Origin of the sequence: Rhizobium sp. YS-1r (assembly GCF_000757525.1) — a bacterium.
In the GTDB taxonomy this organism is placed as follows: Bacteria; Pseudomonadota; Alphaproteobacteria; order Rhizobiales; family Rhizobiaceae; genus Neorhizobium; species Neorhizobium petrolearium.
In genome coordinates this window covers 87,066-98,748 of the sequence record NZ_JPYQ01000003.1, presented here as the reverse complement: position 1 = coordinate 98,748, position 11,683 = coordinate 87,066, and the positions used below count along the sequence as shown (strand labels likewise).

Annotated in this window: 11 protein-coding genes and 1 pseudogene; 1 reads left to right on the top strand and 11 read right to left on the bottom strand. The window is 60.1% G+C overall.

Annotated features, from left to right (window positions below; all coding sequences use genetic code 11):
- Positions 1-208: pseudogene (locus tag JL39_RS03815) on the top strand (IS6 family transposase); the annotation flags it as partial.
- Between the two features lie 79 nt (positions 209-287).
- Here the strand turns inward: JL39_RS03815 and JL39_RS03810 are convergent.
- The 11 genes from JL39_RS03810 to JL39_RS03760 form a co-directional block, all read right to left on the bottom strand.
- Positions 288-1,799, bottom strand: coding sequence for a tannase/feruloyl esterase family alpha/beta hydrolase (locus JL39_RS03810; protein ID WP_052182648.1), 1,512 nt, complete (start codon positions 1,797-1,799; stop codon positions 288-290).
- Positions 1,800-2,044: 245 nt separating this feature from the next.
- Positions 2,045-2,746 (bottom strand): ABC transporter ATP-binding protein, encoded by a 702-nt coding sequence (locus tag JL39_RS03805; protein WP_037146420.1) that lies wholly within the window; start codon positions 2,744-2,746, stop codon positions 2,045-2,047.
- 3 nt (positions 2,747-2,749) lie between these two features.
- Positions 2,750-3,526 carry an ABC transporter ATP-binding protein gene (locus JL39_RS03800; RefSeq protein ID WP_037146418.1) on the bottom strand — a complete coding sequence of 259 codons (777 nt, stop codon included), beginning with the start codon at positions 3,524-3,526 and terminating at the stop codon, positions 2,750-2,752.
- A complete protein-coding gene (locus JL39_RS03795) occupies positions 3,523-5,418 on the bottom strand; it encodes an ABC transporter permease (RefSeq protein WP_037146416.1) in 1,896 nt (631 codons plus the stop codon). The genes JL39_RS03800 and JL39_RS03795 overlap by 4 nt, the downstream gene beginning before the upstream one ends.
- A gap of 116 nt (positions 5,419-5,534) precedes the next feature.
- A complete protein-coding gene (locus JL39_RS03790; protein WP_037146414.1) occupies positions 5,535-6,722 on the bottom strand; it encodes an ABC transporter substrate-binding protein in 1,188 nt (395 codons plus the stop codon).
- A gap of 156 nt (positions 6,723-6,878) precedes the next feature.
- On the bottom strand, positions 6,879-7,499 hold the full coding sequence (locus tag JL39_RS03785; protein ID WP_037146413.1) for an isochorismatase family protein: 621 nt from the start codon (positions 7,497-7,499) through the stop codon (positions 6,879-6,881).
- Between the two features lie 32 nt (positions 7,500-7,531).
- Positions 7,532-8,563, bottom strand: coding sequence for a leucyl aminopeptidase (locus JL39_RS03780; RefSeq protein ID WP_037146411.1), 1,032 nt, complete (start codon positions 8,561-8,563; stop codon positions 7,532-7,534).
- Between the two features lie 12 nt (positions 8,564-8,575).
- Complete coding sequence (locus JL39_RS03775) at positions 8,576-9,373, bottom strand: alpha/beta hydrolase (protein ID WP_037146409.1); 798 nt, start codon at positions 9,371-9,373, stop codon at positions 8,576-8,578.
- A gap of 13 nt (positions 9,374-9,386) precedes the next feature.
- Positions 9,387-10,088 (bottom strand): Asp/Glu racemase, encoded by a 702-nt coding sequence (locus tag JL39_RS03770; protein ID WP_152601037.1) that lies wholly within the window; start codon positions 10,086-10,088, stop codon positions 9,387-9,389.
- Between the two features lie 248 nt (positions 10,089-10,336).
- Positions 10,337-11,020 (bottom strand): TetR/AcrR family transcriptional regulator, encoded by a 684-nt coding sequence (locus JL39_RS03765; protein ID WP_037146405.1) that lies wholly within the window; start codon positions 11,018-11,020, stop codon positions 10,337-10,339.
- Between the two features lie 72 nt (positions 11,021-11,092).
- Positions 11,093-11,521 carry a MarR family transcriptional regulator gene (locus tag JL39_RS03760; RefSeq protein WP_037146403.1) on the bottom strand — a complete coding sequence of 143 codons (429 nt, stop codon included), beginning with the start codon at positions 11,519-11,521 and terminating at the stop codon, positions 11,093-11,095.
- Between the last annotated feature and the right edge of the window lie 162 nt (positions 11,522-11,683).

Genomic DNA, 11,683 nt, shown 5'->3' with positions numbered 1-11,683 from the left:
GGTCAGAGGGTTCAAGACGTTGAAGACGGCCTATGCGACGATCAAGGGTTTCGAAGTCATGCGGGCATTACGCAAGGGCCAGGCTGCTATTTTCAACCTGACAAAAGACATCTGTGGAGAGGCTCGTATCGTTGAACGGGCCTTCGGTATCGGGCCGAGTGCTCTGACCGAAGCCGCGGCTTTGCTCGCCCAGAATCTCGAAGATTAGGCCGCTTGATAGCAGAGAACGGTGGAATTCCCCGACGCTTAAGATCTTTGCAACAGAGCCCTCCATGCGCACGTTTCGGCTATTGGCAGACAAAACTTTCAGCCTTTTCGACATCGCCATGGCCGTCATAAACGGCTTCTGAGGGATAAAGGCAGAGCGGGCGGGTTCTGCCTGGCCATTTTACGCCGGCTTCGGCACGAGCCGTGGAGATCATCCGCGTCGGCGCAATGCCCTTTTCGACCCATTGTGTCAGAGCACCGAAGGCATCGAACTGGTCCGTGCCAAAACTGCCACCCCGCGTATGCGCCATGCCCGGCACGAAGAAGACGCGAACGAAGTCCCGCGCGGCGTCTGCGCCGTATCTCTGTTCGACCTTCTTGTAATAGGCGGCAACGTCGTAGACCGAAAAGGCAAAGTCTGCTGTTCCGTTGTAGATCATCAGTTTTCCGCCGTTGGCGCGGAACTTGTCCATATCGGGAGACTCACCGTTGGTTAAGTCCGTTCCGGCCACGGTGAAGGGTGCTGCGGTGGCCGAGATCTTTGCAAACTCGCGGTCGATATCGGCAGAAAGCCCGTAGCCGACGATATCCTGCGTGATCGTCGGAGGCGTCGTGTAGATATGCGAGGCTTCACCCGCAAAAAGGAAAAAATAGGAATTGCTGGTCTGATCGGCCATACCCGGGTCGAACGGCCATGGCGCATAGATCTGCCGGCCGTCGCTCGTATAGGCTCCGGCAAACAGTTTCTTGACGTAATCGGCCTTGGCTTCAGGCAGGCAGCCTGTCGTCTCGCCCGCTTTGCATGCCCATTCGGCAACATCGGGCTGGCAGGCGCTGATGCGGCTGACCATGCCATCCTTCGCGCCGTCGAGCATATCACAGGCATCAAGGATTTTCGTGACGACAACGGCCTTCTCATCAGCCGTCAACGTGTTCTTGAGATCAGGCAGACCATCCGGCCCCTTGGGAGCAACCTTGGCCGAGATCTGGGCTTGGTAGAGGGCCTGAATGGATGCCTGCGCAAGCCGGAAACCCGGGGCGCTTGCCAGGATGCCGTTGAACAGATCCGGATATTGCTGCGCGGCGATCATCGCCTGGCGACCACCGTTGGACGAACCATAGAAGTAGGAGAATTTCAGCGCCTCGCCATAGAAACTGCCAATGAGGGACTTCGCCGCAGCGGTCACCTGCGGAATCTGCATGTTGCCATATTCGAGCCTTGCTTGCGGATCCGCACCGAAGAGGAACCGACCGTTCGGCTTGTCTGCAACCGCCTGATGACCCGAGTCCGTCGTAACGACGGCGTAGCCATCGAGCAACGCATTCCTGGGATTGCCGCCCCCGCTATAGGTACCCAAAGCCTCGAAAAGGATGCCATCGACACCGCTGCCACCCTGATAGTAGAACCGCTCGTTCCATTCCACCGGAAGACGCAGCTCGAATTGCAGGGCGTAGGGCTGTCCGTCGATACCTGTGCGCTCGTTCGTTGCACCGCGCACCAGGCAGTGGTCCGGCACCGATTTAGCGGTAACGGGCGGCGCACTCGCCGCGGTCGCCTCCGCCATGGTGACGTGGCCGCCATCGACGCTCATTCCCTTCAAAGCCGAACAACGTGCCGCAAAATCGCTGGATGGCGCGGCATCCGCCCCTGCCACCAGGCAAGTTCCGGAAAGGAGCAAAGTTCCCAGTGTCAAAAACATGCTATGTCTATTCATGTCAGTTCCCTTTTTGCATTTTATGAAATCAGAAGTTCAGACGTTCCGGAAAGGAGCGCCCGAAGGCATCGGCATCTGCAGGCTTGATCGGGCTCCTCTTTGGTTGGTTGAACATACTCACTTCAAAGGGCGAGATAGGTTTCCTTGAGATCGGAGCGGCTGTCCAATTCCGCGATCGTCCCGGCAAACTGGGTGACGCCCTTTTCGAGAATGTAGCAGCGGTCGCTGATCAGCCGCGCGAAGTGCAGGTTCTGTTCGGACAACAGCACCGAGACGCCTTCGCGCTTCAGCAGCAGGATCGCCTCCGCCATCTGCTCGACGATCTTGGGCGCAATCCCCTCGGACGGTTCGTCGAGCAGGACGAGATAGGGATTTCCCATCAGGGTCCGGCCAATGGTCAGCATCTGCTGCTCGCCGCCGCTCATCCGTCCGGCCGGCCTCTTGCGCATCTCGGCAAGATTGGGAAAGATCCCGTAGATCCGCTCCGGCGTCCATGCGGCGCTGCCGTCGCGCTTTGCCTGGCGCCCTACCTCGAGATTTTCCTCGACGGTCAGTTCGGTGAAGATGCGCCGGTCCTCCGGCACATAGCCGAGACCCTTGCGGGCGATTTCGAACGGAGCGAGCGCCGAAATATCGTCGCCCCGGAACACCAGCCTGCCCTCGCGTCGGTTCACCAGCCCGAGGATGGACTTCATCGTCGTGGATTTCCCGGCACCGTTGCGGCCGAGCAAGGCCACCACTTCTCCCGCCATCACCTTGAGCCCGACATCGAAGAGAATGTGCGCGGGCCCATACCAGCTGTTCAGTTTGTCAATGTCCAGCATGCCTCAATGCTCCTGCTTGTAGAGAACGCCCGAGCCCAGGTAGATCGCCTGGACATCCTGGTTCGCGCGCACATCGGCCGGCGATCCTTCTGCAATCAACTGACCGCGGTTGAGCACGATGATGCGATCGGCGTGCTCGAACACGATATCCATGTCATGCTCGGTAAACAGAACTGCCAACCGGCGCTCCTTGGCGATGCGGGAGGTCAGTTGCATCAGGAGCTTGCGCTCCCTGGTGGCCATGCCGGCGGCGGGCTCGTCCATCAGCAGCAGCTTCGGATCGCCGGCCAGTGCGATCGCAAGCTCAAGCCGCTTGACATCGCCGTAGGGAAGTTCGCGGCAGGACCGCCCGGCCTGTTCCTTCAGCCCGATCAGCTCGAGCAGAGCTTCCGCCTCCGCGGCGAAGTTGCGCCCGAGATTGCCGAAGAAGGACGCCGGCGACAACGGACCGGATCGCGCACATTGCAAAGCAAGCTGGACGTTCTCCCGAACCGTCATCGACAGGAAGGTTTCGGCCACCTGGAAGGTGCGGCCGACGCCGAGACGCGAGATGCGTTCCGGAGTCAATCCGGTCGTTTCCGTTCCACAGATGCTGATGCGACCGTGATCCGGACGGATCTGCCCGTTCAGCATGTTGAAACAGCTGCTCTTGCCGGCGCCGTTCGGGCCGATCATGGCCAGGAGTTCGCCGGGGGCAACCGCAAGCGATATGCCCTGCACGGCCTTGACCCCCTGGTAGCTCTTCGTGAGGTTTTCCACTTTCAGCAGAGCATCGGTCATGCCGCACCCCCATTTTCCGCCGGCGCGCCGATTGGCGCTCCGGATTGCCATCGCCTGGTCTGCCAGGTCTCGATGATGCGCCGGCTGGTGCCGACAATGCCCTGCGGGAAAAGCACCACGAGAAGCACGATGACGGAACCGAGGATCAGCCGGGGGAAGTCCGTGTTGCTCATCAGCCAGATCGACACGATCTTGTAGACGACGGCGCCGACCACGCTGCCGGAGATGGTGTTGAACCCGCCCAGCAGGACCATGATCAACCCGTCAACCGAAGTCGAGATGCCGAGGGCATCCGGGAAGATGCTGCCCTTCTGGAATGCGAACAGCACGCCGGCAAGCCCGGCGAAGAAGGCGCTGACGACAAAGGCCACATGCTGCACCTGTCGCTGCGAAATCCCGATCGTCGCCGAACGCATCGGCGAATCCCGCAATGCGCGCAGGCTATAGCCGAAAGGCGAGAAGGTCAGGTAGCGCATGGCGCCGACGACACAGATCGCGCAGGCAGTCGCCAGCCAGTAATAGGCCCTGGGGCTCGACGCCCATTCGGAGGGCCACACGCCGACGATCCCGTTGTCGCCACCGGTCAGATCCACCCACTGGAAAACGATCGACCACAGGATCTGGGCATAGGCAAGCGTCAGCATCGCGAAATAGATGTTGGACAGCCGGACGCAGAACCATCCCGCAACGATAGCGAATGCCGCGGCAACCAGCGGCCCGACGATCAGCGCCAGTTCCATCGAAATGCCGAAATACTGGACGCATAGCGCCGCGCCATAGGCGCCGAGCCCCAGGCTTGCCGCATGACCGAAGGAGTCGAGCCCTCCGACCGACATCAGGAATTGCAGGCTGATGGCGAAGATGATGGCGATCATCACTTCGGAGGCAACGCTTGTTCCGTAATCGCCCAGGAAGAAGGGGAGCAGGATCGCCACGAGAATGGCAATGGCGCAGGCCATCCGGCCCGCATTGCCGAATGGCTTCCAGGCGCCTCCCTCGAGCACGGCGGTGCTGCGCGAGCGAACGACGGGCTTGCCCAGAAGTCCCCAGGGACGCAGGACCAGCACGATCGCCATGACGGCGAACATGAGGACCAGCGAGATGCCCGGCAGGATGAGAATGCCGAAGGCGTTCAACTGCGACACGATGATTGCGGCCAGGAAGGCGCCGCCAAGGCTGCCGAGGCCGCCGATGACGACGATGACGAACACTTCCGTGATGATCGAGAGGTCCATGAAATGGGTGACGGCGTCACGCGGGATCTGCAGCCCGCCCCCGAAGGCGGCCAGGAATACGCCGAGGGCGAAGACGCTGGTGAACAGCCACTTCTGATTGACGCCAAGCGCGTTGACCATTTCCCGGTCCTGGGTGGCGGCGCGTACCAGGAGGCCCCAGCGGGACCGATGCAGCAGAAGCCAGATCAGCGCGAGAACAACCGGCCCGAGAGCGATGAGGACGAAATCGTAGACCGGCATGGCCCTGCCGAAGACGGAGACGGCGCCGGACAGTCCCGCTGCGCGCGGCCCCACGAGATCTTCCGGCCCCCAGAGCAACCGCACCGCGTCTTCGGCGATCAGCGTGAGGCCGAATGTCGCGAGCAGTTGAAGCAGTTCGGGCGCGTGATAGATGCGTCGAAGCAGGAGGATTTCGACGAGGACACCGATAAGGGCCACGGCGGCGGCCGATACCAGCAGCGCCACCCAGAAGCCGAGAGGCGTCTGCCACTTCACCGTCAGGGTGTAGGCGATATAGGCCCCGATCATGTAGAAGGCACCGTGGGCGAAATTGACGATGCGCGTCACCCCGAAAATCAGGGACAGACCGGACGCGACGAGAAACAACGAGGCAGCGTTTGCCAGTCCCGTCAGAAATTGAACGACATAGAGTTCCATGGATATCCCCTCGTTCTCCGGCGCTCCAGCTGAAGAACACTCGATTTTCACTGGCGGTGTTCGCCGGGGCAAGTGAAGACGAGCCGCAATCCTGCGGCTCGCCGCCAATCATCGTTTCAGGGACGAAGCCTGGCAGCCTCGGCTTCAGTCGGCAGGAAATCACCGCCGTTCTGGTATTTGAAATCAACCATGACGCCCTTGCCATCCTTCAAGGCCGTCTTGCCGATATAGGCGCCGAGCGTGGATTGATGATCTGCCGCCCTGAAGGACGCCGGACCGAACGGCGTGTCGAAGGTTGCGCCCTTGGCAGCGGCAATCAGGTCGTTCACGTCAGTTGACTTGCCACGTTCAAGGATGGCAGCCGCCGCCTTGATCAGGGAATAACCGACAACGGATCCGAGGCGAGGATAATCCTTGTAACGCGCCTGATAGGTATCGAGGAACTTCTTGTGGTCCGCGGTGTCGATCGACGACCACGGGTAGCCGGTGACAATCCAGCCCTCGGGAGCGTCGGCCTGAAGCGGGTCGAGATATTCCGGCTCTCCCGTCAGAAAGGACACAACCGACCGGCCCTTGAACAGCTCCCTAGTCGTCCCTTCCCGAACCAGTTTCACCAGGTCCGCACCAAAGGTCACGTTGAGGATGGCCTCAGGTTTTGCCGCCTCTATGGCCTGGGCCACGGAGCCTGCGTCGATCTTGCCTTGGGGTGGCCATTGCTCTGCAACGAACTCGATGTCCGGACGCGCTTTCAGCAGCAGCTCCTTGAAGACGGCAACGGCGCTCTGGCCGTATTCATAGTTCGGCGCAATCGTTGCCCAGCGCTTTGCCGGCAGTTTTGCCGCTTCCTGGGCCAGCATCGCTGCCTGCACGTAGTTGGAAGCCCGAAGCCTGAACGTGTAGTCGTTCCCCTTCGACCAGACCATGGCATCCGTCAGAGGCTCACCGGCCAAATAAAACACCTTTTTTTGCTTAGCGAAATCGGCAACCGCAAGTCCGACATTCGAGAAGAACGAGCCGGTCACCATGACGACGCCTTCTTTCGAAACCAGTTCATTGGCGGCGGTGAGCGCGTCTCCCGGCTTGCCGCCATCGTCTTTCGACACCACAACAAGCTTGTTGCCCTTGATGCCACCGGCAGCGTTGACCTCTTCAACGGCCAGTTCCCAACCCTTCCTGTAGGGTTCGGTAAACGCCGGCAGACTGGAATAGCTGTTGATTTCGCCAATTTTGATGTCGTCTGCCAGGCTGGTCCCGGCCGATGCCATGGCAAGGAAAATTCCGGAAATTCTGATCAGTTTTTTCATTTGTCAGTCCCTCAGGAGTTTGCCGCTTCAGAGACGGCTTTGTTTCGGTTTGGAAATCGTGATGGCTGTATAGTTGTTTTAGGCCAGCATGCATTGCCCGGATGCTGGTCGGGCAATGACGAGGTCCAGAGACCCGTAGGCTTGATCGTTCGGTAATCAGAACGACGCAAGCCACCCCGCAATGTCGGCGGAGTCCGTGACGTCAGCATATTTTTGATGCATGTCGTATAGGTTGGCGTCGTGCGGCGCCTTTGCCCTGTCTGCGCAACAGTCGGCGGGGACCAGGACATTGAAGCCAGACTGCACCGCGTCGACAACCGTCGCACGAACGCAGCCGGAAGTCGTGGCACCTGCCACGATCAGCGTATCGACACCGGCGCCGGCAAGAAGTGCCGCCAGTGCCGTTCCGTGAAAAGCGGATGCTCCCTTCTTGGCAATCACAGGATCGGCGGGCTGAATACCGGTGGCAGCATCGATCTCGACAAGACGGCTACCCTTAAGCAGGGCTGCCATTCCGGTTGCCTTGCGAAGCCAGGGCAGCAGGGCCACCTCCCCCGGATGATAGGCGATGGTGGTATAAACAACCGGAATGCCCTTGGCTCTTGCCAGATTCGTCAACCGACGCGTGGCGGCAATCTCGGCGACCATATTGGCCGCCGTGGGATAAAGCGTGTCGGTGAAGCCATAGGTGAAATCGACAACGACAATTCCGGGACGCGCGCCGCGCGAAACAGGTTGTCCGAAGCCTGCGGACTGGTAGATTTCCTGCTGCGACATGTTTCTCGTCCTTCCCGCCGCAAGAGCGCTGTTCAGCCACGCACCATCTGGATATCTTTCACAACGATGTCTCCATCGATGACCACGGGCTCATCGTCCAGGAAAAGCGAACATCCACGCATGGGAATATCGAGATGGCAGGCGGTGTCATTGGGACCACCCAACTCATTGTTGGGGCCGGTGGAGAACATCACATTGCCGTAGAAGCTGCGCGGTTCCATGCCCATGCCGCCGGGGAAAGCGCCGGGAACAAGATTGTGCCATTTGGCATGCGGGTTCATACCCCAGCCGACATGGCTCATGCCCATGCCGCGCGGATCGTTGAAGTCGTCCATGTAGGACTTGACCAGTTCCGCATCGAGCCCACCGCGGATGTCCGTAACCCAGCCCTTTTCGATGGTGTAGATGATCGGCTCGCGCACATAGATGTTCTGCGGCAGCAGAATATCGCCCGGAGCCACCACGATCTGTCCATCGACGCCGTCGTCATCGCCACCGGTAAAAACGAAGCCGGAGGGCCAATGGTCCCAGCGACCAGGCTCGTCCGTGCAGGCATACTCCGTGACGGTCGGGTAGGTGTTGAGTTTGTAGGTGACATCGGTTCCGTGCGGGGAGGTGATCCGCATGACCTTGGCTTTCGACAACATCCCGCCGGCGATCTCGACCTTTTCGCGGATCTCCTTGGTCGGCAACATGCGTGCCAGCAGTTCCGGCGGTTCGACAACTGTCAGGATGCGTGTGCCGGCGGCCTGTATCGCCACCTGCTCCGGCGAAAACAGCAGGAAGATGCAGTCGATCAGCATGTCGCAGGACTTCAGCGCCTCCACGGCATCGGGCATGGCAGCAAGGCCGGTGACACCGACATTCCAGCCACCTGTCGGCAAAGGCGCCGGCAGCCGCATATGATACATCAAGGCGCCGAGACGCTGGCCCGCCGCCATGAACGCGTCAGCATAATCCAGCCGCTGGTTGCCCTCGGTGAGAACAATGAGTTTCTCACCCTCGCGCACGCCGGACATTTTCAGCTGATGTAGGCAAATTTCGGAAAAGCTTGCGTGGTCCATGTCGATATCCTCTCAATTGGCGGGGCCGGCGGGCCGAAAGTCCAAGGTGGCGGCCAGAAATCCGTCCAGATTATCCCAGGGGATCATGTGGCCGGCCTTCTCGACGATCCGCACCTCAATGGCCGGTGCGAGTGTTTTGATTTCATCGATATCCTCCGCGCCGATCACCGCGGCACCTCCGGCGACAACAAGGCGCATCGGCAGGGCAAGATGGGGTAGGTCGGCATGAATATCGTCGGTTTGGAAACCGTCGTAAGCGATGCGGATGGCGTCCAGCTGGCAGGTGTGGAGCCATTCCGCGCGCAGGGCATTCTGCTCGTCCGTCCAGGTCGGACAGAAGCGGCGCATATCGTCCCCGGAACAGCCCTTCTGGGCCATTAGGATCGAGTCTTCGTACCAGTTCCAGGCCGCGGGATAAGCACGCCTGCCCGGGCCGGAGACCGGAGGATCGACGAGAACGAGGCCTGAAAAGGCGTCAGGCGCTTGACGGGCAGCGCGAATGGCCGTGCGTGCCCCCATCGAATGACCGAGCACGACGGGCTTCACGAGGCCAGCGGCCGCTGCGAGGGCAACCACGTCGGCCGCCATGGCATCCAGCGCGTAATCGAGATCACCCCCCTGGCTGAGGCCACGACCGCGCACGTCCAGCACGTGCACGTCAAAGGCTGTCGCCAACCGTTCGGCGACGAAACCCCAGGTAATCGCGGGCGAGGTGATGCCCGGCACCAGCATCATCGGCGGGCCATCACCTTGAAAATGCAGCAGATGATGGCGGATGCCATTTGCCTGGAGATTATATCCCGTTGCCATAGACCACTCCTCCTCAATAGGCGCCGGACAGCAGGGTGCCGCCGCCGGGGACGCGGGTGCCGAGGTCGAGCGCCCGCAGCATCTGCCATGTCGTTGCGATCGCCGCCGTCAGCACCGGCTTTCCGGTGATCGCTTCCGCCATTGGAACGACCGGCAGCGAAGGCATCTGAACGCAGGCCGAAAGAACAACCGCGTCGACATCGCCGGTATTCATGCCCTTGACGATCTCCGGAAGGTTCATCGGGTCGTGGGCTGCCACCGCCAGGTTGTCGGGGATCTCGAGCGCCCGCCAGTCGGAAACCTCGATCCCTTCATTGCAGATATAGGCCACGACCAGTTCGGTTAGCGGCTTCATGTAAGGGGCAACGAGCGCGATCCGCTTGGCGCCGATTGCCCTCAACCCCTCGACCAAGGCCCCGGCGGATGTCACGACCGGCGCCGGATTGCCATTCGTCGCGGTCACGCCCTGCAGGCGCAACTGGCTCTGGCAGTGGTAGCCCATTCCCATGGCCATGATAGCGACCAGGCATGCGTAACCCATGACATCGACGCGCGCATCGGAAAGCTCCAGTGCGCACCGGTCACTGTCGGCATCCATGGCCGCCAATTCCTCTTTCGTCACATGCTTCATCCGCATGCGCGAGGAATGAAAGGTGAAACGTTCGGGCGAGACCTGTTCGCGGGCACGCAGAAGCGCCGGAATCTCGGTTTCCATCGTGACGTTCGAACTGGGGACGATCTGTCCGATCCGGAAGGTCTTCATGCGGGCTCCATCAATCTGATGAAGGGAGGTTAATTATTCATTTGAAGAATTACAAGGCCATTTTTTCAGCACGCGCTATAATTAGGCATTCTTCACGCAACCGCAGCAAACCGGCACGGGAAACCCGCACCGCGCCGCACTCAGCAATTCGAACGAAAAATTCGGTAACTTGTGGAAAACGCCTGGAAAACCGCAGACACTTAAGCGGGGGCACGCAGCCCCGCCGCCAGAAATCGGACGAGTTGATCCAACATTTCATCCTTGCTGAAGGCCGTCAGGTGCCCCTCGGTCAGGTCGCCAATCCGCCCCAGGTCGTTCAGCATGAAAAGATAGGCACCGACGAGAAAGGCCATGCGCACGCTGATGATATCCTTCGGCACATCAGGCAGCACATGCGACAAGGCGACAATGTAGCGCTTCACCGAGGCGTCGTAGACTTCACGCCGCAGCCGAAGCGCGTGTTCCTCGGGCTCTGCGTGGAGACGCGCCTGCATCGCCACGAAGGCGGCACCGTTCGGCCCCGAATATTTCATATCCCACTGCGGCTTCAGATAGGCATAGATGAGATCTTCGACGCTCGGGCTTTCGGTGAGCTCCAGAAGGTGATCAAGATTGACATGGCGGTGCCCTGCCAGAAGGCGGCCTCGCCGCTTGAAACACTCGTCGAAAAGATCGGCCTTGGCACCGAAGTAATAGCGGATTAGCCCCTGATTGACGCCGGCGCGCGTTGCGATTTCGCGCAGATTGGCGCCTTCGAAACCCATTTCGGCAAAGACCAGTTCGGCATGATCGAGAATCTTGTCCCGCAGGTCCGGCACAGTTCCGAGCGTCTTGGTTTTGGAGGGACGACCCGGACCTCGTTGCTTCTTTTCGGGTTCGACCACGGCATCCTCATCACTCAATGTCTACACTCGCCAACAGGGCATCAAAGCCAATAATTATCGCTATGTATAATTTTAAACGAGCCGCTTCAACATCCTGAGAAACTGTTCACGCTCCAAGGGAGCGAGTGGCGCCAACGTCACTTCGCTGATATCCTGCACGGCCGGCATGACCGCGTCGAGCAACTGGCGTCCGATATCGGTGATGAACAGCGTGTAGCGGCGGCGGTCTTCAGTATCCTTCTCGACGCGAATCAGATCGCGGGACAGGAGACGTGCGACAACGCCTTTGGTTGTGGCCGCATCCATGCCCACCAGACGGCCAAGAGCGTTCTGGGAAATCGGATCCGAAGCCTCACGCAAACGATAGAGCGTTGAAAATTGCGTCGGCGTCAGCCCACCTGCCGTGCGCTCCATAAAAAGCGCCATATGCCTCTGCGACGCGAGGCGAAGCAGGAATCCGACCTGCTCATCCAGTACATAAGGATCACTTCGGTCGTTCATCGACTATTCCCAGGCTTCTGATCGTCCTCATGGACTGCAGCATACAGCCGCCCCGCGTCAAGCCGAAGAATACCGTGAGCGCGGACATACCACGGTATCCGGGTATCCTGTGGGCAATATTCGTCGTGCCCAAAAATACTACAAAAACACAAAACGCCCGCT

What these genes read in the sequence shown, in the direction of transcription:
- JL39_RS03810 (WP_052182648.1), bottom strand. Translation starts at nt 1,799, where the DNA reads ATGAGCGTCGATGGCGGCCACGTCACCATGGCGGAGGCGACCGCGGCG.
- JL39_RS03805 (WP_037146420.1), bottom strand. Translation starts at nt 2,746, where the DNA reads ATGCTGGACATTGACAAACTGAACAGCTGGTATGGGCCCGCGCACATT.
- JL39_RS03800 (WP_037146418.1), bottom strand. Translation starts at nt 3,526, where the DNA reads ATGACCGATGCTCTGCTGAAAGTGGAAAACCTCACGAAGAGCTACCAG.
- JL39_RS03795 (WP_037146416.1), bottom strand. Translation starts at nt 5,418, where the DNA reads ATGGAACTCTATGTCGTTCAATTTCTGACGGGACTGGCAAACGCTGCC.
- JL39_RS03790 (WP_037146414.1), bottom strand. Translation starts at nt 6,722, where the DNA reads ATGAAAAAACTGATCAGAATTTCCGGAATTTTCCTTGCCATGGCATCG.
- JL39_RS03785 (WP_037146413.1), bottom strand. Translation starts at nt 7,499, where the DNA reads ATGTCGCAGCAGGAAATCTACCAGTCCGCAGGCTTCGGACAACCTGTT.
- JL39_RS03780 (WP_037146411.1), bottom strand. Translation starts at nt 8,563, where the DNA reads ATGGACCACGCAAGCTTTTCCGAAATTTGCCTACATCAGCTGAAAATG.
- JL39_RS03775 (WP_037146409.1), bottom strand. Translation starts at nt 9,373, where the DNA reads ATGGCAACGGGATATAATCTCCAGGCAAATGGCATCCGCCATCATCTG.
- JL39_RS03770 (WP_152601037.1), bottom strand. Translation starts at nt 10,088, where the DNA reads ATGGAAACCGAGATTCCGGCGCTTCTGCGTGCCCGCGAACAGGTCTCG.
- JL39_RS03760 (WP_037146403.1), bottom strand. Translation starts at nt 11,521, where the DNA reads ATGAACGACCGAAGTGATCCTTATGTACTGGATGAGCAGGTCGGATTC.